This is a genomic window from Rhodobacteraceae bacterium S2214 (genome assembly GCA_025141675.1).
In the GTDB taxonomy this organism is placed as follows: Bacteria; Pseudomonadota; Alphaproteobacteria; order Rhodobacterales; family Rhodobacteraceae; genus Yoonia.
This window is the reverse complement of sequence record CP081161.1, coordinates 3,377,281-3,401,613: the sequence shown is the minus strand read 5'-3', so window position 1 is coordinate 3,401,613 and position 24,333 is coordinate 3,377,281. Positions and strand designations below refer to the sequence as shown.

General features: G+C 52.6%; 22 protein-coding genes, 1 tRNA gene and 1 pseudogene. 11 read left to right on the top strand and 13 right to left on the bottom strand.

The window, feature by feature from the left end:
* Positions 1 to 79: 79 nt before the first annotated feature.
* Entirely contained in the window at positions 80 to 700 is a 621-nt protein-coding gene (gene rpsD / locus K3729_16835; GenBank protein UWQ99049.1) for a 30S ribosomal protein S4, read from the top strand.
* A 183-nt stretch (positions 701 to 883) separates the two neighbouring features.
* On the opposite strand, the gene K3729_16830 is transcribed toward rpsD, so the two are convergent.
* A complete protein-coding gene (locus K3729_16830; protein ID UWQ99048.1) occupies positions 884 to 1,654 on the bottom strand; it encodes a nuclear transport factor 2 family protein in 771 nt (256 codons plus the stop codon).
* A 91-nt stretch (positions 1,655 to 1,745) separates the two neighbouring features.
* On the opposite strand from K3729_16830, the gene K3729_16825 reads away from it, so the two are divergent.
* Positions 1,746 to 2,114, top strand: a complete 369-nt coding sequence (locus tag K3729_16825) for a helix-turn-helix transcriptional regulator (GenBank protein UWQ99047.1) — start codon at positions 1,746 to 1,748, stop codon at positions 2,112 to 2,114.
* Positions 2,115 to 2,141: 27 nt separating this feature from the next.
* Here the strand turns inward: K3729_16825 and K3729_16820 are convergent, their stop codons facing one another.
* Positions 2,142 to 3,047: a LysR family transcriptional regulator gene (locus K3729_16820; GenBank protein UWQ99046.1), complete on the bottom strand. Its 906-nt coding sequence runs from the start codon at positions 3,045 to 3,047 to the stop codon at positions 2,142 to 2,144.
* A 104-nt stretch (positions 3,048 to 3,151) separates the two neighbouring features.
* Here K3729_16820 and K3729_16815 point away from each other — a divergent pair, with 104 nt between their 5' ends.
* Positions 3,152 to 4,216, top strand: a complete 1,065-nt coding sequence (locus K3729_16815; GenBank protein UWQ99045.1) for a D-cysteine desulfhydrase family protein — start codon at positions 3,152 to 3,154, stop codon at positions 4,214 to 4,216.
* A 131-nt stretch (positions 4,217 to 4,347) separates the two neighbouring features.
* Positions 4,348 to 4,785 carry a PACE efflux transporter gene (locus K3729_16810; GenBank protein UWQ99044.1) on the top strand — a complete coding sequence of 146 codons (438 nt, stop codon included), beginning with the start codon at positions 4,348 to 4,350 and terminating at the stop codon, positions 4,783 to 4,785.
* 19 nt (positions 4,786 to 4,804) lie between these two features.
* Here the strand turns inward: K3729_16810 and K3729_16805 are convergent, their stop codons facing one another.
* Both K3729_16805 and panB read right to left on the bottom strand, forming a co-directional pair.
* Positions 4,805 to 5,893 (bottom strand): aromatic ring-hydroxylating dioxygenase subunit alpha, encoded by a 1,089-nt coding sequence (locus K3729_16805; protein ID UWQ99043.1) that lies wholly within the window; start codon positions 5,891 to 5,893, stop codon positions 4,805 to 4,807.
* Positions 5,890 to 6,600 (bottom strand): 3-methyl-2-oxobutanoate hydroxymethyltransferase, encoded by a 711-nt coding sequence (panB, locus tag K3729_16800; protein UWR01107.1) that lies wholly within the window; start codon positions 6,598 to 6,600, stop codon positions 5,890 to 5,892. The genes K3729_16805 and panB overlap by 4 nt, the downstream gene beginning before the upstream one ends.
* A 250-nt stretch (positions 6,601 to 6,850) precedes the next feature.
* Here panB and K3729_16795 point away from each other — a divergent pair, with 250 nt between their 5' ends.
* The 4 genes and pseudogenes from K3729_16795 (at position 6,851) to K3729_16780 (ending at position 13,420) form a co-directional block, all read left to right on the top strand.
* Complete coding sequence (locus tag K3729_16795) at positions 6,851 to 7,324, top strand: MarR family transcriptional regulator (protein UWQ99042.1); 474 nt, start codon at positions 6,851 to 6,853, stop codon at positions 7,322 to 7,324.
* A gap of 10 nt (positions 7,325 to 7,334) precedes the next feature.
* A pseudogene (locus K3729_16790) lies at positions 7,335 to 8,437 on the top strand (glycine cleavage system protein T).
* 883 nt (positions 8,438 to 9,320) lie between these two features.
* A complete protein-coding gene (locus K3729_16785; GenBank protein UWQ99041.1) occupies positions 9,321 to 12,827 on the top strand; it encodes a KAP family NTPase in 3,507 nt (1,168 codons plus the stop codon).
* Between the two features lie 365 nt (positions 12,828 to 13,192).
* Positions 13,193 to 13,420 (top strand): hypothetical protein, encoded by a 228-nt coding sequence (locus K3729_16780; GenBank protein UWQ99040.1) that lies wholly within the window; start codon positions 13,193 to 13,195, stop codon positions 13,418 to 13,420.
* A gap of 412 nt (positions 13,421 to 13,832) precedes the next feature.
* Here the strand turns inward: K3729_16780 and K3729_16775 are convergent, their stop codons facing one another.
* From K3729_16775 to K3729_16760, 4 genes are all read right to left on the bottom strand, one after another.
* Positions 13,833 to 14,468, bottom strand: coding sequence for a recombinase family protein (locus K3729_16775; protein UWQ99039.1), 636 nt, complete (start codon positions 14,466 to 14,468; stop codon positions 13,833 to 13,835).
* A gap of 1,444 nt (positions 14,469 to 15,912) precedes the next feature.
* Complete coding sequence (locus K3729_16770) at positions 15,913 to 17,670, bottom strand: site-specific integrase (protein ID UWQ99038.1); 1,758 nt, start codon at positions 17,668 to 17,670, stop codon at positions 15,913 to 15,915.
* 100 nt (positions 17,671 to 17,770) lie between these two features.
* Positions 17,771 to 17,846: transfer RNA gene (locus K3729_16765), tRNA-Ala, on the bottom strand.
* A 118-nt stretch (positions 17,847 to 17,964) separates the two neighbouring features.
* On the bottom strand, positions 17,965 to 18,303 hold the full coding sequence (locus K3729_16760; protein UWQ99037.1) for a TIGR02300 family protein: 339 nt from the start codon (positions 18,301 to 18,303) through the stop codon (positions 17,965 to 17,967).
* Positions 18,304 to 18,414: 111 nt separating this feature from the next.
* Between K3729_16760 and K3729_16755 the strand changes: the two genes are divergently transcribed.
* Positions 18,415 to 19,104 (top strand): M48 family metallopeptidase, encoded by a 690-nt coding sequence (locus K3729_16755; protein ID UWR01106.1) that lies wholly within the window; start codon positions 18,415 to 18,417, stop codon positions 19,102 to 19,104.
* A 31-nt stretch (positions 19,105 to 19,135) separates the two neighbouring features.
* Positions 19,136 to 19,783 (top strand): GntR family transcriptional regulator, encoded by a 648-nt coding sequence (locus tag K3729_16750; protein ID UWR01105.1) that lies wholly within the window; start codon positions 19,136 to 19,138, stop codon positions 19,781 to 19,783.
* Here the strand turns inward: K3729_16750 and K3729_16745 are convergent.
* A complete protein-coding gene (locus tag K3729_16745) occupies positions 19,780 to 20,376 on the bottom strand; it encodes a TerB family tellurite resistance protein (protein ID UWQ99036.1) in 597 nt (198 codons plus the stop codon). The genes K3729_16750 and K3729_16745 overlap by 4 nt on opposite strands.
* Positions 20,377 to 20,481: 105 nt before the next feature.
* Complete coding sequence (locus tag K3729_16740; GenBank protein ID UWQ99035.1) at positions 20,482 to 20,790, bottom strand: hypothetical protein; 309 nt, start codon at positions 20,788 to 20,790, stop codon at positions 20,482 to 20,484.
* Between the two features lie 180 nt (positions 20,791 to 20,970).
* Between K3729_16740 and K3729_16735 the strand changes: the two genes are divergently transcribed.
* Complete coding sequence (locus K3729_16735; GenBank protein UWQ99034.1) at positions 20,971 to 21,996, top strand: sterol desaturase family protein; 1,026 nt, start codon at positions 20,971 to 20,973, stop codon at positions 21,994 to 21,996.
* Between the two features lies 1 nt (position 21,997).
* Here K3729_16735 and lpdA read toward each other — a convergent pair whose 3' ends face one another.
* The 3 genes from lpdA to K3729_16720 form a co-directional block, all read right to left on the bottom strand.
* A complete protein-coding gene (gene lpdA, locus K3729_16730) occupies positions 21,998 to 23,386 on the bottom strand; it encodes a dihydrolipoyl dehydrogenase (GenBank protein UWQ99033.1) in 1,389 nt (462 codons plus the stop codon).
* 72 nt (positions 23,387 to 23,458) lie between these two features.
* The gene (locus tag K3729_16725) at positions 23,459 to 23,851 is read right to left on the bottom strand and encodes an MAPEG family protein (GenBank protein UWQ99032.1); all 393 of its coding nucleotides are present in this window, start codon (positions 23,849 to 23,851) and stop codon (positions 23,459 to 23,461) included.
* Entirely contained in the window at positions 23,848 to 24,324 is a 477-nt protein-coding gene (locus K3729_16720; protein ID UWQ99031.1) for a hypothetical protein, read from the bottom strand. Before K3729_16720 ends, K3729_16725 begins: the two co-directional genes overlap by 4 nt.
* Between the last annotated feature and the right edge of the window lie 9 nt (positions 24,325 to 24,333).

The window sequence follows — 24,333 nt, the reverse complement described above, 5'->3', positions numbered from 1 at the left end:
CTGTCATTGCGGCAAAATCCGCAAAAAGGACAACGCCCTTCATGCCTTTCGGGGCGCATATAACGAAGGAGATCAGCGTATGACTAAACGTACCGCTGCCAAGTACAAAATTGACCGCCGTATGGGCGAAAACATCTGGGGCCGTCCTAAGTCCCCAGTGAACCGTCGCGAATACGGCCCCGGCCAGCACGGTCAGCGCCGCAAGGGCAAATTGTCCGACTTCGGTATCCAGCTGCGTGCGAAGCAAAAACTGAAGGGTTACTACGGCGACCTGACAGAGAAGCAATTCCGCCGCATCTACGCCGAAGCTGAGCGTGTAAAAGGCGACACTGGTGAAAACTTGATCGGTTTGCTTGAGCGTCGTTTGGACGCTGTTGTGTACCGCGCCAAGTTTGTTCCAACAATCTTCGCAGCACGTCAGTTCGTGAACCACGGCCACGTGACAGTGAACGGCAAGAAAGTGAACATCGCGTCTTACCGTGTGTCCGAAGGCGACGTGATCGCAGTGCGCGACAAGTCCCGTCAGTTGGAAATCGTTCTCGTGGCATCCCAATTGCCAGAGCGCGACGTGCCTGACTACATGGCTGTTGACCACAACAAAATGACTTGTGAATTCACACGCACACCAACACTGGGCGACGTTCCTTACCCAGTCGCGATGGAACCAAACCTCGTGGTCGAATTCTACGCGAAGAACTAATCGTTCTTCATATGATTACTGGAAAGGCCGTAGCATCCGCTACGGCCTTTTTTGTTTGGGGGGCTGACCAAGCGTGCCTTTGCTTCGAGTCGTCTATTTCGAAATCAGGCAGGTCGACTGTTCAATGACTTATCTTCTTTGGCAGATGCGGCCCCGGAAATCCGAAGCCGCATCCGTCGTGGTTCAGAACTTGCCGTTGTCGTGGGGCATATCTGCTGGAATTTCGGAAACCGTGTCCCAATGTTCCACGATTAGGCCATTCTCGACGCGGAACAGATCAAAGAACGCGGTCGGTGTTTCGCCGATCGTGCCTTCTGATGCCGCGAAGACAAAGTTGCCTTCCGCCACCACGATATGCGTTTCCGCATAGGCCATTGCCTGTCCGGCCTCTGCCATCGCCGCTAGGGCCGCACCAAGACCATCAAGTCCGTCACCAACCATTGGGTTATGCTGCAAATAGGTTTCGGTCGAAACATAGTCCGTAATGCGTTCCGGCGCGCCACCTTGCAGCACATCCTTCACAAACCCTTCGACTAGCGCCTTGTTCGCAGCTGTCTGTTCAAGGTCAACGACGTCGGTCGGGCCATCGGTCATCGAACGTCCTGAAACCGTTGCGGCGGGGGGCACCTGAAGATTGTCCCAGTGTTCAACCACTTGGCCGTCATCCACGCGGAAGACATCAAACGCCACCAGAGTTTCAGCCCCAAGCGCCTGAGCGTTATCGTAAGTGTTGTGCAAAACAACCATGTCACCCTCGGTGATCACGCGGTGGGTCGTCAGTGCGATCCCGCTTTCTTCCAATGCGGGAATGAAGCCAAGGATCGGATCCGCCCCTGTCGGCACGGCGACGTTGTGTTGAATATAATCGGGGGCAACAAGCGCGCGGGCGGCATCAACATCTGTGTCGACGAAGATAGCTGCGACTGCAGCCAGAACTAGGTCTGTAGGTGTCATTTTCTGTTCCTTTATGACAATTGATTCGTTATGCAAATATTGGTATCAAATTCGCACCTAGTATCAATTACGCACTATTTAGGAACCAAGTATGCTTAACGTAACCGCGCTGACCAAAGATGATGCTGCGAATTGTCCGGTCCGGCAGGTGCTGTCGAAAGTCACGGGTAAATGGCAGGTGCTGATTGTCCTAGCCTTGGAAGACGGGACGCTCCGTTTCGGTGAGTTGAAACGCACGATTGGCGACGTCACACAGCGCGTCCTGACCGAGAACCTGCGCAGTCTGGAACGCGACGGCTACCTGCGTCGTGATGTCGATCCGGGACCACCTGTTGCGGTGCGTTACACGTTGACCGCCCTCGGAGAAGAATTATTGCCATTGCTGCGCGGCCTGACCGAATGGGCGGCACATCGCCATGCAGATGTTCAAGCCTCGCGCGAGATCTTCGACGCGAGATAATAGCTGAGGCGGGTAAAAGCATCGGCCTTAGAACGGTTCTTCCAACCAAGTCGTTTGAGGAAACTTTAGCATTTCATCCCGCAGCCATTGCCCGGCGACCCCCAATGCCCGTCGTTCGGTCCAAACCAGATCAATGCCTTCCAGTAGGTCGTTTTGCTGAAACGCATAATTGAGCCGAACGAGTTCTTTGCGTTCAATCGGTTGCTTGACGAGCGATAGTGGCAATTCGGCCCAACCAAATCCGGCACGGACAAAGTCGATGATCAAATCGGGATCTTCCGCGTGCCAAACTGCGGCGCTCTTCTTTTCGTTTTGCTGTGATGTTCCTTTGACCGGATCTTTGTGGCGCAGGATTTGTCTATGGCGCCGTAGGTCACGATAAGAGGCGTCATCGTTCTGCGCCAACGCATGGTCAGGTGCGCAGACCGGGATCAGTTTAGAATAGCCAAGTCCGCGAAATTGCAGGCCAGTCGGGTAACCCTCTTGTTCCGCCATAAGGCCGATATCTGTTCTGCCGTTGCGTAGCATGTCGGCTGAATCGTTGGAGCTGGGCGTCGTGACTTCCAGTGAAACCGAACTGAACCGCTGTGTGAACGCGCGAAGCAAGGGCATAAGCGGTTCTGTACTAATGCCTTTTTCGACCGAAAGGGACACGTGGGTCTCGATCCCTTCGGCCATGGAATTTGCCATCGCCATGAACTCGGTCGTACCCAGAAGAACGCCGCGTGCATGCGGTAGCAGAGCTTGCCCTTGAGGGGTCAGGATGGGGCTGCGCCCGCTGCGATCAAAAAGCGGAACGCCACAATCAATTTCAAGATTCGCAATCGCGGTCGAAACTGCTGAATGGGCTCTGCCCAGACGCCGCGCCGCTGCGGAGAACGATCCAAGGTCAGCCGCATAGACAAAAGCACGCAGGATTTCTGTATTCGGCATGTCTAACCTGTCTGATTTTCAGACAGATACTAACTGGATCGCAGCAAAAAACAGATAGTAAAATTTGGAATGCACCACCCTCCATGCTGGCCAAAGGTTTCGATATGTTCGATGAATCCCTTATCCTTGATCTAACTACACGCCTGTCCAGACTACCAAGGTTCGCGTTGGCGCAACTGCCAACGCCGTTGCACCCACTGCGCAATTTTGGCCAACTGCTGAACGGTCCTGAATTGTGGATGAAACGCGATGATCTGTCCGGACTTGAAGGGGGCGGAAATAAGACACGTAAACTCGAATTTCTGACAGGGGACGCGCTGGGCAAAGGGTGCGATATGCTGGTGACTGTTGGTGCAATCCAGTCCAACCACACCCGCCAGACTGCAGCGGCAGCCGCCAAAGCGGGCATGAAATGCGCGTTGCTGCATTGCGCTTGGACCAAGGACGCAGGCCCGAATTACCGTCATGTGGGCAACATACTGCTGAGCCATATGTTGGGGGCAGAGCTGTATATCGACGAAACAGAACGCCCGATCGAAGATCAGGGACCGCTGGAAGAATTCATGGCTCATTTACGCGCGCAGGGTCATCGACCCTACCTGATACCTGGGGGTGCATCGGAACACCCCCTTGGCAGTATGGGGTACATGAACTGCGCCATCGAACTAGCGATGCAAATGCAGCAGACTGGCGTGTTCTTCGACCACTTGGTTCATACGACGGGATCGAGCAGCACGCAGGCGGGTCTGGTTGCTGGCTTCAAGGCGCTCGGCGTCCCAACCAAGATTATCGGGATCGCCGATGACGGCGAGACAGCAATCAAAACGCGGCGGGTCCGCGAGTTAGCGAACGAAGCCCTCGCGGTCTTAGAATTGCCCGAGCTGGTTGAGGAAAATGATGTCACGGTGATTGCCTCAAACGATGCTGACTACGGCTATGCCGATGATGCGATCAAAGAGGGTATTCGCCTGATGGCCACCACAGAAGGGCTTATCGCCGATCCGGTTTACGAAGGCCGCGCGATCCGCGGTCTTCTGGATCTGGCCGCACAGAACCGGTTCGCGTCGGACGCGAAAATCCTGCTGATGCATCTTGGCGGTTCGCCTGCGGTTCATGCCTATGCGGGCCAATTCGGCGACATCGCCCTGACGCCATTCAACACAAAATAACGACAACGACCGCCCAACGACACAAATCACATCGGACAAAGACGCTTTGATCGCAAACGGCGATCAACTGAACTACCAGCGCGCCGTGCCTGACATATTGCGGGCGGCAATACAAAACAGGAGCTTGGCAAATGGCTAACAACACGGCTTTGCGCAGCGGGCGCGAACGCGTTCAATACACGGTGGCCTTTGAAGTTATCCTCATGGCAATTCTCGTGCCCGCCGGTGCCTTGCTCTTGGATAAAAGCATCGCCGAAGTTGGCGTGCTCGGGGTCATTCTTGTGCTAAAGGCAATGGTGATGGGGCTGATTTATAATTGGGTCTTTGACAGGTTTGACGCCAAATCGGGCCGCGTTGCGTCCGACCGTTCGACCATGGGCCGAATCCTGCATGCCGTCGGTTTCGAAATGTCGCTGCTGATCACTTCGATTCCGATCTACATGTGGTGGTTCGATTTCAGCATGTTGCAGGCGATATCGACGGACATCGTCGTCACAACCTTCGTCGTTGGGTACACCTATGTCTTTTCGCTGGTCTATGATCGGAAGTTCCCGGTTGGATCCCGTTAAATGCGCGCTACGCACCCAATCAACGCGAAAGCGACCGCCCTTCGGCCTTAAGCTTTTTGTTCAGGATTTGCCGAACCTTGATCCCCGCGCCATCAGCCCCCAGCGTCACTTCTAAGAAGTCGAGCCCGCGTGGATCGGCGGCAACGCTGGCTTGCAGTTTTTCAAGCAGGTGTTTGTCTTCGTCAAACGCGGCAGTCACGCTCGCGCGTGTCTTTTCGGCAACCTCATCTGTCAGCGAAGGTACGTCAAACGCGGCCATCCAGAAATAGTGCGTTTTACCGCGCTGCGCAGGTGTCACGATATGGCAGCCACGCACGATGAAATCGGACCGTTTGCCCGCATCTGGGTTAGGATCATGCACATTCCAGTCCGAAAACGAAATGGCCAGTGACGGCATTCGTCCCTTTTGCACCCGCTTGATCGGCTTGTCTTCGGGCAGCCCCATGCCTGCGCAGAACAGCGGTGACAGCGGCGCAAGGTCGAATTCCTGTTCGTAGCAAATTGTCTCGCCGTCCATGTAGGTGTCGGGCGCCGTGATCCAATCGTCCTGCTTGAAGGTGTTCTTATGCAGAAAGGCGATGTGCGTCAGGTCCAAAACATTCTCGCGGATCAGCATCCAGTTGGCTGCGACCTCGTAATACCCATGCACTGGCGTCCAGTCGGGGTCTGTCTGATAGCCGACTTCTGGCGGGTCACAATCAATGGCATCCTGATCGCCCATCCAAATCCAGACATAAGCCCCGGCATCGCGCACTGCAAAAGACGGAATTTCGGCGGTTTTGGGTTTCATGTGCTGGGTCGGTGCTTTGGTACAGCGCCCCGCGGTATTGAACTCCATCCCGTGGTAGGGGCAGATGATCTTGTCGTCACGAACATGTCCTTCAGACAGCGGTGCCCAACGATGCGGGCAGCGATCATAAAGTGCGGCGGGCGTGCCATCCTCTAGCCGGTAAAGCACCACAGGTGTTTCCAGCAGCCATCGCGCCAGCGGTTTCGTCGTCACCTCATCGCGGTGCGCCGCCACCCACCACATGTTGCGGGGATAGTTGTCCTCAAGCATCCCGTTGGGAATCGTTTGGCCGTTGGTCCGGTTGGCATCGTCTTTCATGTCGCATCCTCGCTATTCAAAAGCGTCTCAAAACGCGCGATTTCGTCGGGTTTCATTTGGTAGCTGTGTTCGGCATCTGGAAAGCGTCCCGCACGCACGTCGTCGGCATATGCCGCGAAGGCATCGGTGGCGTCTTGGGCAAGGTTGGCATAGCGCTTGGCGAACTTGGGCTTAAACGTATCGAACGCACCCAGCAGATCGTAGCCGTTCAGCAACTGGCATGTGCCAGCAACGCCCGCACCAATCGAAAAGGTGAAGATGTCCACGGCGTCATCCACAGCCTTGCCGACCTCATAAGGCATCGCCTCAATCTCAAGCCCTATCGCACCGGCAGCCTCAATCGCGCGGGCATCCGCAACAATGTCCATCGCCGCCTCAGCTGTCCGGCCTTGCATCTTAAAGCCGCCCATCTGATGCACTTTGTGGGGCAGCAGTCCAACATGGCTCATCACCGGAACGCCTGCATCGGCGACCGCGCGGATAATGGGTGCGCCTTCACGGCCCAACTGCAGCTTCAACGCGTCCGCGCCGCTTTCCTTCATCATCCGTACGGCATTCGTCACGGCGAGGTCAGGCGTCGCGTAGGACCCATAGGGCATCGACACGAGACACAGGGTGTTTGGCGCACCCCGCCGCACGGCTTGCGTGTGCATGATCATCTGATCAATGGTCATCGCCAGCGTATTTTCATGGCCATGCAAAGTCATGCCCAGACTGTCGCCGACACCAACAATATCAACGCCGGCACGTTCGGCTCACGTGGCCGTCAACACCTCTCCAACTGCGACCATAACCAGCCGTCCGCCTGCAGCCTTCTTCTCGGCCAGTTGCGGTAAGGTCAGTTTTTTGCGGTCTTGCGTCATTGCAACCTATTGCGACTATGGAATCGTTGCATTTTTTGTTCCATTTGGAACAATATGCGCTAGGACAGGCGTAACTGGCAATGGGCAACCGATCATGGATAGATCAAACGACGCAGACCTGACGCGGATATTCGACACGATCGAATATCCCGAGGCGTACCGCATCACCTATCTCGCGAATGCCATCGTGTTCCCGGCCTACGCCGAGATCAAACGGGACTTTGGCCTCGTGCGTGCTGAATACATCCTGCTGGCTTGCCTATCGCACTTTGACGTTCTCACGGCACAAGACGTGGCCCGCATATCACGCCGCCCGCGCAACACGATCAGCCGTGCAGTGCATCGCATGTTGCGCGATGGATATTTGGACCGCGCCCCTGACCCGTCGGACGGGCGGCAAACAAAGCTTAAGATCACCCCAAACGGTCGGGCTTTGCATGACAAGATCAGCGGCTATTTGAGCCGCCGGCAAGATGACGTTTTGGCGGCGCTTAGCGCCGACGAACGCGCAACCCTTGGGGCGCTCCTGAAAAAAGCGGCCCTTAATTCCGCAAAACTTGACGACTGAGGCACCCTCAATGGCTGAAATCGGACCAAACACCCGTCTACGCGTGTCACCGTTCTACGAAGCGACGATTGGGGAAGGCGTGACTGCCTTTTCCCCCTACAACAACATGCTCATGCCGGTGTCCTACGGCGACGCAGATGCCGAATATGACCGTCTAATGAACGGGGTGTCGCAATGGGATGTCAGCGTCGAACGGCAGGTGGAAATCATAGGGCCAGATGCTGCCCGATTGGTCCAACTTTTGTCAGTACGGGACCTGTCCAAGATCGAAGTGGGAAGGGCAAATATGTGCCAATGTGCGACCATCGCGGCGTGCTGATTAACGATCCCGTTGTGCTTAAACATGAAGACGGCCGGTTCTGGCTGTCTATTGGGGACAACAACATCCTCATGTGGGCGCGGGCCATTGCAGCCGAACGCGGGTTAAACGTCGACATTTGCGAACCTGATGTCTCTCCGATGGCGGTGCAGGGCCCCAAAGCCGAAGATGTGGTCGCGTCCGTCTTTGGTGAATGGGTGCGCGCGCTGAAATATTTCTGGTTCGCCCCGGCAGAAATCAACGGCATCCCGCTGATCATCCAGCGTTCGGGCTATTCCAAACAGGGCGGGTTTGAAATCTATTTGCGCGACGGCACGCGCGGGACCGATCTGTGGAACATTACCAAGGAAGCTGGTGAACCATGGGGGATCGGCCCCGGAAACCCGAGCCCTATCGAACGGATCGAGAGTGGGCTGTTGTCCTACGGTGGCGACACCGATGACCAGACCAACCCGTTCGAGGTCCGCCTTGGCAAATATGTTGATCTGGATCTTGATGACGAGGTGGTCGGCATACAGGCGCTGCGGCAAATTAAGGCTGAAGGTGCTAAACGCCAGCAGGTAGGCATCGTCTTCGATAACCCCGAACGCCGACCCGGCCATGCGATTTGGTACGCGGTTCAGCAGGGCGATAGGGGTGTTGGGCACATGACCTGCGGGGCATGGTCGCCACGTGCGGGGGCGATGATCGGATTTGGATTGGTCCATACGGACCTTACCGTCGGTGATGAGGTTGACGTCGTGCGTGGCGGGTACGTCGATCGCGCGAGGCTCTGCGAATTACCGTTTTTTTAGAGTCTTAAACGGGATTCGTCCCGCGAACCAATCGGCGGCCTGCAAATGGCGGCCATCGGCTGCCAACTTGAGCCAGTCCGGCAAAAGGCAAAGCTATTCCGACCGAAGGCAACCAAAGTTCGCGCATGTCTTGAGGATGTTGGTGGAGCCTAGCGGGGGCGCTATCTGGTTTCATAAATTCCTTATTTGTAAGGGCTATACGAGCTTCTGGTCGGTGTCAATGTAGCGGATCTCTGTAGCACTTTTCGGATGACGTCAGACGAAATCTAAGAGGGCATCACCATTGAGGAAATGCCTCTTCTACACTTGATTGCTGAAACGACTGGTGCGGTGTTTGTTAGACACGGGCGTAAAAAGCCTTATCGCGAACAAGAAGGTGCTCAGAAGAGGACTCGAACCCATCGCAAAACGCTTATTTCATTGGTTTCTGTAAGGCGCTATTTAGATCGTTGTGTAGTGATTGTGTAGTGCTTTCTAAACCTGTTGGCTGGAAGGAGACTTTCGCTGCAGGTATGAAGTTTCAGATTGGCCAAAGAAAAAGCGGACCTTCAACATAGACATCATGTGCGGTTGCCTCACTGAGTGGTATGGACCTACCCAAACGGCTTTCGCTATTATCTCGCGACCCGCTTTGGTGAGGGTAGGATTCAACCTCTTCTTTCCGAGGCTGGATAGCAAATGTGTAGGTAGGTAAGAATTCTTCGGACAACTGCCGCACTGAAAATTGCTCACTGGCGCATATCGAAACGATGGGCGTGTTGCTGAAATCAAGGATAATATGCGGAGGCAGACCCAATATATTGAGTTGATCAGCATTGTGAGACACAACTTAAAGGTTTACTCGTGGCAGGTAGATTACATTCTTGATTTCGAGGTGAAGGCGTTGGGCGATAAGCAAGTATTTAAACGTAAGATTTTGATAGACGCGCCAATCAAGAAAGACCTTTTTGATGGTAAGGGGCATCACAAAACTGCTTTGGCTTTAGCCGATGCCATCTCCGAGTTCGAATTTGAGGACCGAGCAATTGGACTTGAAGGAGCGTGGGGTAGCGGCAAGTCCAGTGTCGTTGAGATGGCGGAGTCATTGCTCGACAAACGCAACAAAGGATCTTCAGCCCGTTTTAGTTTCTTCACATTTGATATTTGGAAATCTCAAGGTACAGCGTTTCGAAGGACATTTCTCGAACACCTTGTATCGTGGTCACTTCGCGAGTTCCCGAAGAAAAGAGCCAACCTCGAGTTGATCGAGAAGAAGGTGAAGGGAAAGACAAAACACCTTACCACAGACAACAATCCAATGCTCGACTGGTACGGTGTTGCAGTTTTGGTAGTCTTACCGTTTTTGCCGATATTTTATTTCTGGGCTAAGAAGGTCTTTGATGAAACTGAAGAAGGGTTCCTGAAATCCAACCCCATGTGGTGTTTGTATCTATTCCTCGGAGCTACATTACTCAGAGCTATCCACAAGTATGCATTTGGCGATGACAAAGACCCATCTTTCAGGTCCTCGCTGTCGCGAACACTCTTGATCAGCGCTAAACAGTACGAAAGCCAAGAGGTTACCCAACACATTCGTGAAGTCGATCCAAACGACTTTGAGTTCCAAGAAACGTTGACTGAGATATTGGCGACAATTCAAGGTCCAAAAAACAAGATCGTTCTGGTTCTAGATAACATAGATCGAATTCCAAAAGAGGACTTAGATGACTACTGGTCTGCTGTGCGCTCGATCTTCACTAAGAGCAGCACTTCTTCTAACGTTAAGAAAAACTCTGAAATTACAGCAATCGTACCATATGATCGCGCTCACATATTGCCAAAAAATGCCTTTGATGATGACGGAAATCTAGACAACGAGGGAATATTCGTCCGAAGGGAACTACTGTCAAAGACGTTTGATGAGATATTGCATGTTGCTGCACCAGTTATGTCAAACTCGCGCGCATTCTTTGAAAGCAAGATTGCCGAAGCTTTGCCCAACTACAATGATGCGGATGAACTGTTCCGTTGCTACTTGATATTTAATTCTCACTTTGGAGCTCGAAGCAAACAGTTTACTCCGCGCCAGATCATTGCATTCATTAACGAGTTGACTGGCTTGTTCGGAATGCACGTTGGAACATATGATCTAACAACTGTCGCTGTGTTCATTTGCTTTCGTGAGGCAATCGAAGACGACCCATACGTGCTTACAAGTTCTGATTTCTTGGATGAGAAAATCCGGCGCTTGGCTCCAGACGCCCAGCTTGAAGAAAACCTAGCGGCGCTACTGTACAATGTGGATAGTAATCTTGCACTCGAACTGCTCTTGGACAGCAGAATCTTAAATGCCGCTGAGGATAGCTCTGCAGAAGAGTTGGTAACTCTTTCGAGATCAAAGGGCTTTGAACTAAGAGTTGGTGAAGTAATAGCCGACAGCCAGAGATCATGGGCAAGCTCTGGTGAGCTAGGTCAAGTTATTCGTAATTTTGCAATGCTTTTTGAGGAATACGACGGGGACGCGAGAAGCCAAATCATTGAGGGGCTTTGCCTATCGTTACGTGGGGTCAAAGAGATTGCCTTAGTCCAAGAACAGTACGCTGACTACCTCACTTTGGTGAATTACTGTGGTGAAGAAAAGGTTTCAAGCGTCCTTCGCACTATCCTTGTGAAGGCCCTGAATAGCATTACAACTGAGGGGCCAGCCGACTTCGAAATAGGGCGCAATTGGGTCAGTTTTCTAAGAGACATTAGGGAAATGTTTGCACCGGATGAAGGTCTGCCAATGGTTGCAAGTGCACTAGCGACGGTTTCCCTTCCGTCCATTCCCGATTTCTTGCTTGGCTGCGCTTATGGTTGCCATGAGCACGCTATTCCATTGAAAACTCATGGCACAATCTCAATGCCAGTCCCCAAGAGCGATTCAGACGAGAATCCTTTAGTTGATTTTGCAGACGAGAACTCCGATTTAGCGTTTGAAGTGTTTTCGGAGCTTCTAGAAGCAAATGCGGTGAAAAACCCCCAATGGTTGTTAGTAGGACAAAAGATCATTGCGAACTTGCAAGTCGCAGAAACGCATGAAGTTCGGCAATTCTCAAGTTTGTTAAAGATGTTGGTTCTCTTGACGAACAAGGCTCCCGAAAGTGTGCGTAATTCGTTAGATATTGAACCCATCATTGGAAGTTCAGTATTTTTCGATGGTTTTGGAAAGGTATTCACGGAGAATGACGGTGACGAGGGCGTTGCCCATGCACTTTTCCTCGCGCGTACAAAGCTGAACGGCGAGCAACTGCCTGCTTTAAAAGGCATCGCCGGGGCTCCGCCCACTGCGACTGCAAAAGCTGGTTACGAGAGATTCAAGCAAATCTATGACGGCGAACTAGAGCTATCTGACGAGCAACTCAGCGTAGTAGCAGCTAATGCTAAAGATCGAAGCGCTGTAACAAAGTGGATTATCGATGGTGACCAATATACTTCACACGCCTTAATTGATGGTGTCGTTCGCAAAGCATTTGAAACTCTTCCCTTACCCTTTATCGGATTTTCTACGCTACTAGGTTACTTTGATTTTCTCGATAGAGTGTTGGATAACGATTTTGGCGAAGTGATTGTGGGACTCCAACATAGATACAAAACCGAGGACCATAGTAAGACCAAATTGAAAGATGTGCCATTGGGTGCACTGACAAAAATTAGGAGTGTAACCGATGAAGGCTATCGCGATCTCTTCGATCTGGTCGAAAAAGAGCTTCAATCGATAGGCGGTGACGAATGGACTTCTTGTCTGGCAGCTAGCTCTCATGAGGTTGCTCTACTTGTCGAATATTCAAATATCGCAGAAATTTCTATGCCAGATGCCGAATTTAGGGCTTCTTTCCAAAGTTTCGTTTCGGACGTCCTAGATGAAACAACCGATATTTCCTCTTCGACAGTTAGTTTCGACGTCGTTTTTCAAACTATACCAAAGAGTTTCCATTCTGACCTGTTCCGTAAGTGTCGGGAGAGTGTTCGCTCGGTGACCGCTAACGGTCTGCAAAACGCAATGCGTATGATGCCAAATGTCGTCGTCGGAATTGTTACAGATGGCGATAGGGTGATGGCTAGCGAGAAAGAGAGTATTGTAAGGCATTTTCTGTGTACTGCGCTTGATGCCAAAGACCGTCAACTTTTGTCAGCGTTTGTTAAGTTAGGGCGAAAGCGGGTTGCGGACTTCATTAAGCATTCGGAGGATGCCACTAGAGATCTTCTAACTGGCTCCATGGAGAATTTTGCCAAGCAGGAAGAAGATCGCGAATTTAGCCGCAAAGTAAGTGATGTAGTTATAGGTGCGAAGCGAACACGTATTGTTTGGAATGGACTTTTCCCAAGCTACGAAAGCGTAAGTGTCGAAGATGATGATCCTGCAGAGTAAGCAAAGTGAATACTGAATTTAAAGCCGAGCGTTTGAAGGTGAAGCTTTTGACGTAGGCGAACTTTGCGCTTTCAACGAATGTCGGCAATGAACGACCGCATTGCAGCATTGCCGAGGGTGGACGAACGGCAGCTATGGCCCCTTTTGCCGCAGTAGGTGCTTCTGGCCGATTATTTTTGTGCGAATCTTGCTCCGAAAAGGGATTGTTAGATTTCGACTTCACTCTGGCAAGCATCGCTATCATTGGTTTGACGTATTTCCGTCACTTGAGGGCTCGCCTCTGGGGCTATCGAGTAACCGCCTATTGCAATCAAGCGGTGAGTCGGGTGATCTGAATTCAGGCACTTAAAAAAGAGTATAGAACAATGAAATTCATCAAAAATTCTCGAATCGCAGGTATGATTGCAGGAGCTACGACTGGAGCTACTATTGGAGCTGGGACAGGCATCGTTGGCGGCCTATTCGGGGCCATGGCAGGGGCCTCGGTCTTCACGGTGATTGGTGCGGGGTGGGGCCTTAGCGCTGGACCAGATGCCGCGCAAAAGATCGAAGAATGGCGCGACAAAAGAGCTTCCAAGAAGGGTGCAAAATGATGCATGACTTCAAACCGAACGATCAAGTTGTGCGCAAAAACGACCCTGAAGAAATCATACTGTTTGTAGATCAGGTTTTTGGTGACACCATCACGTGTACCAATCCCAGAGACGAGAACAACAAGCTCCATTTGGATGCCTGTGGACTAGCTCACAAAATTTACCACAAGGGTGGGGAAGAGTGAATGAACATGACAGTCAGTCGTCCCGATCTAACATTAAATCGGGTAAAAGCATGGTCCGTTTCAAGGCCGTCGTTCTTCGATAAGGTCCGGTCTGGGCTGTGAGATGTCAGAACCTATCCAAGCAGAAAATGATTGTTCTTTTAACTCACTACAAGGCGTATTTTTAGGCTTACTAACAGCTTTGCAGTGACCTTTAAGAAATCAAAAAACAAAATCCCCCATCGAACTCACATGCCCCACTTGCTTAGCGCAGCTTCAGCGGTCTCAGGCTTGTCCCTGATGCGCAAGATGGTCTGTCTGGTCAGTCCGGTAGCCTTGGAGATGCTTGAGGCCCCTTCGCCCAATGCAAGCTGGTCTATCACAGCTTGATAGGTCTTGCGATCATAGCTTGGCTTCTTGCCGCGATACCGTTGCTGGTCATCCTTAGCGGCCTCGATTCCGGCCCTCTGAGCCTCTTTGGTGGCTTCTGATTGTGCTTGCGCCGTAGCGGCCATGAAGGCAATGAGAGCGTCCCTCACAGCCGCTTGCATGGGGTCTCTAGTTGCCCCATTGAAGGTCATCTTGTTGATTACAGTCTTGATAATGACCCCCCTCCGCATGAAGTCTCGGATGGTGTCGGTGACGTCCTCATAGTTGCGGCCTAAGCGGTCCACCCAGCGCACCACGAGGACATCTCCAGACCGGAGTATGTCGAACAGCCTCTTGCCCTCAGACCGCTCAGAAAGGCGTGTGTGGATGCCTGAGACGCCGTGGTCACTCACTACCTTGTCGATGGTGAACCCAGCAGCCTCTGCTTGGTCTTTCTGGTGGGTGATGTTCTGGTCTTTGGTGGATACGCGGGCATAGAGAACGGTTTGAGACATGGTGGCCTTTGGGTGTACGTTAGGTTGATGTCCGTTGATAGTGGTGTCCGTTGATGTATGTCAAGTCTTACGTACACCTAATGGCTGTCCATTCAGTATGACCACAAAGGTATACCCTAACGTACATCATGTGGCCTATGACCACCTACTTCGTTACCCCTAAATGAAGGTCATGAATTGCAGCCGATTGGCCCATTACTTGCTTGACCAATTCCTAAGGCAGTTCGATGGTCATCATGGTCATCATGGTCATCATGGTCATCATGGTCATCATGGTCATCATGGTCATCATGGTCATCATGGTCATCATGGTCATCATGGTCATCATGGTCATCATGGTCATCTTTATTCTTGTTCTATGATGATGATCCTCTCATCCATTCTTGGTTCTTGGTTCTTGGTTCTTGGTTCTTGGTTCTTGGTTCTTGGTTCTTGGTTCTTGGTTCTTGGTTCTTGGTTCTTGGTTCTTGGTCTTCTCTTATGGGCTGCCTGCACGGCAGATAGTGGGGGCAATTGTTTCTCTACATAGTGGGGGTAATTAAACGCCCGTCCAGCTCAGACCAGAGGAGCTAGCTAGCACCCATTCCGTGGTGATTGATCCAAGCACATAGGTTCGTGCTTCTTTGCTTCACGTTGGTCGTTGTCCGTGACGTTAGTTCATGGGGGTAGGGGGGGGGTATCGCAATGCTCTTATATATTAGATGACCCAAGACATTTTTGTCGGAAAAATCATCGTAGCCTAGTGCCGCATCACGTTAGCCTTCACCCCTTTCATAATATGGTGACGACGCCTTCTGACCACCACGATTGAAACATGATGGTCAGAACAAGTTATGCGGTGATTAGATGGCCATGTGATGAACAGATCACTTCACCAGTTTTAGGTTCGGGCGCTTTGCCGTAGACGACGCATTTCACACTGTGTTTCCAGAACCGCCAACAGTAGCGATTGGCAAGTTGACTGATCGTTTTGTAGCTTTTGGGGCTGTTGCAGTAGAAAAGCTGCTTCTTTTGTCTTGGCGGTTTCAGTAGCATTTTATTCGTCAAGATTTGGCGGAGACCTGAGTGACCCGAACGGGCTTGGTCTATGAAGTCTTTCAGTACGCCTAGTCGTGATGCAGGGGCGGTCGTGTAGTACATCTCAGCCAGCCGTTTTGAACGATCAAACAGCAGTTCGTTGTCTTGTCGTTTACTGTGGCTATGTGAGCTGTTAGCTGGCGTCTGTACGCGTTTCTGGCGCTGATACTTAGCCTTACGGCAGTTCGGACTACAGTAAGCTTGGTCCTTTCGTCTACGGGCAAAAGCAAAGCCGCAGACGGGGCATTGGGTCGTCATTGGGTTAATCCTGTGTGGGTTCCTTGTGAAGGGAGGGGGTAATTCCTGCCTCTGGAACGCCTTAGGATTACTAGTTCCACACATGTCCGAGCGGCGCTTTAGCGGTCCTCTAGGATTTATAGTGACCTGAGCGATAGGCCGGTATGGATGTCCAATCGACGGAAGGGTAGCTGATAAGCTGTAACGAGGCATTGAGTTCGCTGACGTCGTAGCCTTCACCACCATATGCGCCACCAGTCCCGCCCTCTTCACGGCCAGCTATGGCCTCCCCGTGCCCTTGATAGACCTTCGCTCTTCGACAAGCGTCCTGAAAGCTGTGCCGAAGGCTGTGGAATGAAGTCTTGCTCGTCTTGATGTCGATCTTCTCCATGTACGGTGAGAAGAACTTCGTGACGTTCTCTGAGAAGTAGCCTTTTGCGCCTACCTTCAGATCAGGGAAAAGCCTTGCTTTCGGATCAGCAGCGCTTGCGCGTTCAGAAACTAACTCTAACAGGCCTAACTGCTTTAGTTGACTGTGTATTGGGACCTTCCTGCGTGATGCGTTGCTTTTGGTCCGCTGGAACTCCATCTCATCTACGATGTGTAGATAGTCGACGCCATCCTCGGTCTTTATGTCTGAAATCAGTAGCTGACCGATTTCGTTCGACCTTGCTCCGGTCCAGACTGCGATCATAGGCAGCCAGAACTTCCAATGGCTAGTCATCTCAAAATTGCCGCTTCTCGCGCAAAGTCGTGCGGAATGACAAGTGCGCCATACTGGGCTGCTAAAGAGGGTCGTCAGGTCGGCCTGTGAGATAGGTGCACGTTTGTCCTTGGCGCTGACTTTGTCTCTGAGGCGCAGCTTGTCCACGGGGTTCGAGATTTCCTCGATGGTGTTGATCGCTAGCCAACCGAAGAATGACCCGACGCGTACCATGGCTTTGTTGTAGGTGGAAATCGATATCGGTTCCAAACCCAATTCTTGAGCCTTGTCGACGGCCTGCAGTAGCGGTAGGTCCCGCGTCTCTCTGAGCTTCTTGATGTTGGCGGGAAGCTTGGAAAGAACTGATTTGAACCGCAGCCCATCGGCTTTGCCGTAGTCCGTGTAGGGCCGTTCTCCTACGATTTCGATGAAGACAGCAAGCCAGTGACGATGGTCGTCCTGTGACTTGATACCCCAATCTGACCTCGACTTTTCTTCGACCCATTCTGAGACCTTGGAGGACATAAGGCTGGCCTTCCGCTCGATTGGGGCAGGGGCTGGAGGGGTCAAGACGACATCCCCTTGCTGGCGGGCCTTCGTGTCTTTGGACGCCAGTACAACAGCTTGTTGCAAGGCCTGAGCTAGACGTTTTCGATCAGGTGAAGCGGGTGCAAGCTTGAGATTGATATCACTCCAGCTGAGCACCTCATCAACTTCACCATCCCAGAATGGGTCGGACTTGCCCTGTGCTGATAGATGACGCGCATCCTTGTCGAAGTTGTCAATCTGTTCGCCATGCTCTGCAAAGCTGGTTAGCGGCTCGTCAGGGAGCGCCCCTATCACGTTGCCATCATCACCGAGTTCAACGAAGCCATCTAGCCGAACCTCCTCATCTTCCTCCAGCAGGTGGCGGTAGTACGCATCACGAACCGAGTTGATTTGGTCTGGTGTAAGAGCGTCCAGCACATCAGCTTGCTCACGTGCTAACTCGCGACGATGATTGGCGAAGCGCTGGTCAACTTCGACAGCGGCCACGCGCACCTTTTGGAGCGCTTCAGCGTGGTCTTTCGTCTTCAATGAGAAAACTTCTTCGGCCTTTGGGTAGGTCTCTTTGATATCGTTTGGGATTGCAGCACGATGATAATAGACCGCACCTCTGCGGTACAATCGGGTGTGTCCAGCCACTTTGACTAACCTCGTCACTGTAGCACTTTCCCGTTACACTTGGACATCAATCACCTGTAAATCAAAGGCTTTACAGTAAAATAAGGGGTTTGAGAGGTGATGGTGGAGCCTAGCGGGATCGAACCGCTGACCTCCTGCATGCCATGCAGGCGCTCTCCCAGCTGAGCTAAGGCCCCATCAGATGTGGATATTTCCACATGGGAACGACTTGCGTCGCGTGCTGCTGTCTATGCAGCGTGGCGGGCGAGATCAAGATCAAAAATCTCGCCCATCACGAAAATCTTCTGAGACGAATTAATCGTCGTCGTCGCCAGTGGCTACATCAGCCAATTCTTCCAATGAAACGGTATCATCGTCATCATCTTCCAGAACGTCGTCGCCCAGATCGACATCATCATCGTCGTCCGCGTCTTCGTCGTCCAACACCAGATCATCGTCTTGATCCGCGTCTTTGGCGTTCATTTTCTTGGTCTGCGCATCTTCGGCATCAGCAACCATCGTCCGTGTCTTGCCAGTCTCAACAGGGACTTCTTTCCCTGTGTACGGGCTGATCACCGGCGTGGCGTTCAAATCGTAGAAGCGTTTGCCGGTCTCGGGGCAGAGGCGCTTCGTGCCCCACTCTTCCTTAGGCATTGGCTATTCCTTATAAATCTGGTCGTGCTCTTGCAGCGGATCGCTGCCAACTGCCATAAGCAAACAGTGGTGTCAAAGCCTTTGGCACAGGTCAACAACGGAACTATGGATATGGGCCACCATACCCTGCATGGCAACCCCCCGATTGAGGTCGCTTTACGCCGGTCATCTACCGCCAAACGCCTGTCTTTACGGGTGTCGCGGCTGGATGGGCGCGTCACACTGACGATTCCTAAGCGCGCGCGGGTGCCAGAGGCGGTCGCATTCCTCGAAGAACGCGAATCGTGGCTGCGCGGGCATCTGTCCCAGGTCCGCGAATTACACGTGGTTGAAGCAGGCGGCACGGTCCCTTTTGCCGGTCGGTTGATCCCCGTTGTGGCAGGGCGCAGCAAGCGGGCGATGCTGACCGAAGATGCATTGCATGTCCCAAATGAACAGACTGCGGGCCAGAAAGCCCAAGCGCTGTTAAAAGCGCAGGCGCGTGATGTGCTGGCCTCCGCATCTGATCGCTATGCGGCGCAGATTGGTAAAACCTACGCCCGTCTGTCGCTGCGTGATACGCGGTCGCGGTGGGGGTCATGTTCATCCAAAGGGACGTTGATGTATTCATGGCGGCTGATTATGGCCCCGCCAGAGGTGCTGGATTACGTCGCCGCCCACGAAGTCGCGCATTTGGCCGAGATGAACCATTCCCCTGCGTTTTGGGCCGTCGTGGAACGGCTGTATGGGGATCACATGCCGGCACGTCGCTGGTTACGTGAAAACGGTGATCAATTGCATCGGGTACAGTTCGGCGATTGACCTGATCCGGTTTTGTGATCACAAAGATCGCATGATTGCGCCACGTCCCCTAGATCCAACCGCTGCTGCCCACGAACGTGTGTATCGCGCTTTGCGTACCCAAATTATGCATGGTGAAATTGATCCTGGGGCGGCGCTGACGTTGCGGGGGATCGGTAAGGATTTTGATGTCTCCATGACGCCCGCGCGCGAAGCCGTGCGGCGTTTGGTGGCGGAAGGGGCTTTGTCGCTTTCGTCATCGGGACGTGTAACGACGCCAGAACTGTCCAACGACCGGATCGAAGAACTCGCGACCTTGCGCGCGATGATCGAACCGGAATTGGCCAGTCGTGCCTTGCCGCGGGCGCATTTTGCGCTGATCGAACGGCTTGAGGCGATCAACCAAGGTGTCAGTCAGATGGTCGCGCGGCACGACGCATCCGGCTACATCCGTATGAACCTTGAATTCCACCGCACGCTTTACCTGCGGGCCCAAGCGCCCGCGATGTTGGCGGTGATGGAAACGGTTTGGTTGCAACTTGGACCGACGATGCGTGCGCTTTACGGGCGGCTCAATCGGACGGAACCGCCTTATCACCACAAACTGATCCTCGCGGCGTTGAAGGCAGGGGATGAACCCGGTTTGCGATTGTCAGTCCGGACAGACGCAACACAAGGGCTGCGGATGTTGAAAGCCTAAGCAGGCATCGCAGTCGGGACGATGGTCCGTGGTCTATCGGTATGCAAAGCCATGCGAATTTGATCACGGAAGACGGCAGCGTCATGGCCCAAGGCCGTGCTAAGCGCCATCAAAAAATCGTGCTCGGCGCTGGTCAAGGCACCATCGGCGGCGGCCACGTCAACGCAGGCTCTCATGATCGTATCACGCTCAATCCGGGAAAATGGCGCGACAATTCCAAGCAGTTCGTCAGCTTCTGTTGTCTGTGCATATTTCGCAGTGATCATCTTTTGACTGACAGTATTGCCGGTCAAATGTTTGTACGACCGCAACAACACCTGAAGCGTGTTCTGGCTGATGTCGCCGCTCAGCCGTGCGGTGTGGAACATCATCGTAAGCAATGTTTCCGAGAACATTGGCGTTTCCGGCAATGATGGAACTTCGATCTTTGTCTCTTTACGGGGGCGTTTGCGCATCGCAACAAACAAAATCAGAACGATCCCTAAAACGATTCCGCCGTATTTCGTCACCACCCAAAGCGTCGTCAAAGTTGCCGCAGACGCAGGTGTTGCCACGAGCATAAGGATCGGGAGAGCCATCAATAAACGCTGCATTTGCCTGTCCAACAAAGGTTTAAGTTGAGCAAGGTTAGCGCGGTAATGTGGTTAACGTGTGGTTGCAGTCGGACATGAGTATGACAAATTCAACCTGCTCGTCTGTTAGGATTCATCCGATTCATCAAAACGCAGACCATGCTTGCGGGCAAACCAGATAAACAACGGTATTTCCATTAAGCTCATGGTCACAAAAGAAAATATGAACCAATTCGTGCTAAATAGGATCATATCAAAAGCCAGATCGCGCCCTAAAAATAATGCGCCAGCCAGAACCAAGGCCGCGACTGAAATCACAACATCGCGCCACATGATGGCATTCCAGCTCTTGTGCGGCAAACTCGGGTAAGCCCACAGATATGCAAAGGCCAACAAAGCCGCGTTGATGATCAGAATGGTAACTTCGGGGGACACATCAGGGTTCCTTCGTTGGACATATCATAGATATGAAATGCAATGCGATCGCGCCAGTGCGTGTCTGATGGGTCGCATATCTATGGGCTGGCGCGGTATCGACCCATTTTCGTTGTATTTGAGCCCATTTTTTAAGATTTTAATGACAAAAGAAGAAATATCAAAAGCAGGTCATAGGGCATGACAGACACATTACTCGCATTGTTCGAGCGGATTTCGACGACGTTGTCGGATCGCTTCTGGGCTGTGATCGCGTACCCAACAAGCTCGGATCACCGTCTGTTTTGGGTTTACTTGATGACCAGCGCTTTGTTTGCGCTGTTCGTCTACCGCAAGACATGGCCTCGCAATGGCGACAATACACCGTCGTTCCTTGCGTTTCTGTTTCCGAAAAAGGTCTGGAGCAACGCATCGGCGTGGCTTGATCTTCGTTTCTTCGTGATCAACGAACTGACGATGAAATTGATCCACATCGGACTGCTAGCCGGCACATTGGCGTTCACGTTTCAGCTGATCACCGGATCAAACGAACTGGTCGCTTTCAACTGGAACGAAGTGCTGACGATCAAAGGCATGTCGATTTCGTTGATCTACCTGATCATCGCGATCGCGGTCGGGGACTTCATCGGGTTTTTTATCCATTACCTGCAGCATAAGATCCCGTTTTTGTGGAATTTTCACAAGGTACACCACAGCCCAGAGGTCATGCATCCGCTGTCGAATTTCCGCGAACATCCGGTTGATAACATCGCCTACGGCATCGGGATCGGGGCAGGGTACGGCGTTTTGATGGGCGTCGTCGCCCTTGTCTTTGGATACGTGCCGCGCCCGCCAGAGGTGCTGGGCGTGCCGCTGTTCTTCTTTCTTTTCAACGTCGGCGGCTACCACCTGCGTCATTCGCATGTCTGGCTACGGTGGAAAGGGAACTGGTCAAAGGTGTTCCCGTCGCCCGCGCACCATCACGTGCACCACAGCTGCCATCCTGATCACCTCGACAAGAACTTCGCGTTCATGTTTCCGGTTTGGGATGTATTGTTCAAAACCTACCACATGCCCGACGATGATCGGGACGTGAAATTCGGGCTCTATGGTGTGGAAGAAACGGAATATACATCCGTTTGGAAGATTTACACGCTGCCGTTTCGCGATTTGTGGCGCAAGCATGTGGGCGTTGCTGGCCCCGCGAAAGAGGCCAGCAAAGATTGATTTACATGTGGATCGCGCCGTCGCCACAGGCGAGGGCGGCTTCACGCACCGCTTCGGAATAGGTCGGGTGCGCGTGGCATGTGCGTGCGATATCTTCGGCAGCCGCGCCAAATTCCATCGCGACACAGATTTCATGGATCAAATCGCCCGCCATTGGGCCGATGATATGCGCGCCCAAAATCCGGTCGGATGACGCATCTACCAACATCTTTACAAACCCGTCGCCGGCAAAGTTCGCCTTGGCGCGGCCGTTGCCCAAGAACGGGAATTTGCCGACTTTGTAGGCGCGGCCTTCTTCCTTCAGCTGTTCTTCAGTTTTGCCGACGCTGCCAACCTCTGGGTGCGTGTAGATCACGCCCGGGATCACGTCGTAGTTCACATGGGGCTGCTGGCCTGCGATGCCTTCCGCGACAGCCATGCCTTCGTCTTCAGCTTTGTGGGCCAACATTGGGCCGTCGATCGCATCGCCAATCGCATAGATACCAGCGACATTGGTCGCATATTTCGCGTCGGTTTTGATCTGGCCACGGTCGGACATCGCAACGCCAAGCGCATCCAGACCCAAACCCGTTGTGTAGGGTTTACGGCCAGTGGCAACCAGCACGGTGTCCGCGTCAACTGTGTGCTCGGAATCGTCTTTGCGTAGTTTATACGTCACTTTGGCCTTGTTGTTCTTGGTCTCAACGCCTTGAACAGCAGCGCCCAGCGTGAATTTCAGACCCTGTTTCATCAGCAGTTTCTGGAATGTCTTCGCAACCTCGGCATCCATACCTGGTGTGATTGCATCGAGGAATTCAATTACAGTCACTTCGGCACCAAGACGGGCATAAACAGACCCAAGCTCCAACCCGATGACACCCGCGCCGATCACGACCAATTTCTTTGGAATTTTGCCAAGCTCAAGCGCGCCGGTTGATGTCACGACAGTCTTTTCATCGACTTCAATGCCCGGCAGGGCGGATGGTTCGGACCCTGTGGCGACGATGATGTTCTTCGCCTCGTGGACGTCGTCGCCGACCTTGACCTTGCCCGCTTCAGGGATTGATCCCCAGCCTTTCAGCCAGTCGATTTTGTTCTTCTTCATCAAGAATTCAACACCGCCGGTATTCTGACCGATGACGTTGGCTTTGTAGGTTTGCATCTGCTTCCAATCCACAGACGGCGCTTTGCCCTTTAGGCCCATTTCGCCGAAATTATGTTCGGCTTCGTGCAGCATATGGGTGGCGTGCAGCAATGCTTTGGATGGGATACAGCCGATGTTTAGGCAGGTCCCGCCAAGCGTTTCGCGACCCTCAACAATGGCCGTTTTCAGACCAAGCTGGGCGCAGCGGATTGCGGATACATAGCCGCCGGGACCTGAACCGATGATGATGACGTCGTAGTTAGCCATGGGGGATCTCCTAGGGCGAAATTGGGCTGTGACTCGCGTGCACAATACGTGCACAACGCGTGCACCGCGATGTTAGAACAAAAGCGCTGACAGGATCATCAGCATGGTTGCGGTGAACCCTACGAACCAAATGAGCGACCGCCAAGGGGTCCATCCAAATGTGTAAGCAGGGACATAGAGGACGCGGGCACCCAGATAGGTCCACGCGCAAATTGCGGAGAATGCGGTCGCCTTGTCGCCAAGCACGACTACCACGACGGCGATGGTGAAAAAGATCAACCCTTCGAAATGGTTGTTCATGGCGCGCTGCAAACGACCAGCGGTGCCTGTCAGCGTAATATGCGTATCACGCGGACCCATCGCCTTTTTCGGGCCGACCTGTAGGTTCGCGAAGACGGAATAGAGCATGAACTGAACCGCTTGGAGAACGGCAGCTAGGGCTAGAACTGTGAGTTCAGGTGTCATGCGTTTTTTGCTCTATACTTGGTATTCTCTGTTGCGCCAAAATGGCTCGCCCCCAACCATGATAAAAAATAGATCACCAAAAATGGAGGAAAAAACACTGAAATGACCACACATAACCCTGCAAACAAAAGTGGTTGTTTGACGAAAGTCTGAAGAAGCCCAAGCGTGTCCAAAAGATCAATTTGAAAATTCCAGAGAGAGGCCAAGATCTTTAATAGAGAGGTAAAGATATTTGCCGAAGCCTTCCCTACCTTCTCCGCACTGGAATCGAGCGCATCGAAATCTCTTGTTTGTTCCAGATCCACACCTTCTGAAGCACTCGATTTGTGAACTAGCCAGCCAATGAAAGCGCCAAGTGGAGTAAAAAACCAAGCGGCATTGTATGCGGAACCACCAAACGCCAGTCCCATTGACGAACCAATGAATAAGCCGAATAGTGCGCCCGCGATTATTGTGGAGATAGATCGCCTCATAGGTTCATC

What these genes read in the sequence shown, in the direction of transcription:
- rpsD (UWQ99049.1), top strand. Translation starts at nt 80, where the DNA reads ATGACTAAACGTACCGCTGCCAAGTACAAAATTGACCGCCGTATGGGC.
- K3729_16830 (UWQ99048.1), bottom strand. Translation starts at nt 1,654, where the DNA reads ATGACACCTACAGACCTAGTTCTGGCTGCAGTCGCAGCTATCTTCGTC.
- K3729_16825 (UWQ99047.1), top strand. Translation starts at nt 1,746, where the DNA reads ATGCTTAACGTAACCGCGCTGACCAAAGATGATGCTGCGAATTGTCCG.
- K3729_16820 (UWQ99046.1), bottom strand. Translation starts at nt 3,047, where the DNA reads ATGCCGAATACAGAAATCCTGCGTGCTTTTGTCTATGCGGCTGACCTT.
- K3729_16815 (UWQ99045.1), top strand. Translation starts at nt 3,152, where the DNA reads ATGTTCGATGAATCCCTTATCCTTGATCTAACTACACGCCTGTCCAGA.
- K3729_16810 (UWQ99044.1), top strand. Translation starts at nt 4,348, where the DNA reads ATGGCTAACAACACGGCTTTGCGCAGCGGGCGCGAACGCGTTCAATAC.
- K3729_16805 (UWQ99043.1), bottom strand. Translation starts at nt 5,893, where the DNA reads ATGAAAGACGATGCCAACCGGACCAACGGCCAAACGATTCCCAACGGG.
- panB (UWR01107.1), bottom strand. Translation starts at nt 6,600, where the DNA reads ATGACTTTGCATGGCCATGAAAATACGCTGGCGATGACCATTGATCAG.
- K3729_16795 (UWQ99042.1), top strand. Translation starts at nt 6,851, where the DNA reads ATGGATAGATCAAACGACGCAGACCTGACGCGGATATTCGACACGATC.
- K3729_16780 (UWQ99040.1), top strand. Translation starts at nt 13,193, where the DNA reads ATGAAATTCATCAAAAATTCTCGAATCGCAGGTATGATTGCAGGAGCT.
- K3729_16775 (UWQ99039.1), bottom strand. Translation starts at nt 14,468, where the DNA reads ATGTCTCAAACCGTTCTCTATGCCCGCGTATCCACCAAAGACCAGAAC.
- K3729_16760 (UWQ99037.1), bottom strand. Translation starts at nt 18,303, where the DNA reads ATGCCTAAGGAAGAGTGGGGCACGAAGCGCCTCTGCCCCGAGACCGGC.
- K3729_16755 (UWR01106.1), top strand. Translation starts at nt 18,415, where the DNA reads ATGGGCCACCATACCCTGCATGGCAACCCCCCGATTGAGGTCGCTTTA.
- K3729_16750 (UWR01105.1), top strand. Translation starts at nt 19,136, where the DNA reads ATGATTGCGCCACGTCCCCTAGATCCAACCGCTGCTGCCCACGAACGT.
- K3729_16745 (UWQ99036.1), bottom strand. Translation starts at nt 20,376, where the DNA reads ATGCAGCGTTTATTGATGGCTCTCCCGATCCTTATGCTCGTGGCAACA.
- K3729_16735 (UWQ99034.1), top strand. Translation starts at nt 20,971, where the DNA reads ATGACAGACACATTACTCGCATTGTTCGAGCGGATTTCGACGACGTTG.
- lpdA (UWQ99033.1), bottom strand. Translation starts at nt 23,386, where the DNA reads ATGGCTAACTACGACGTCATCATCATCGGTTCAGGTCCCGGCGGCTAT.
- K3729_16725 (UWQ99032.1), bottom strand. Translation starts at nt 23,851, where the DNA reads ATGACACCTGAACTCACAGTTCTAGCCCTAGCTGCCGTTCTCCAAGCG.
- K3729_16720 (UWQ99031.1), bottom strand. Translation starts at nt 24,324, where the DNA reads ATGAGGCGATCTATCTCCACAATAATCGCGGGCGCACTATTCGGCTTA.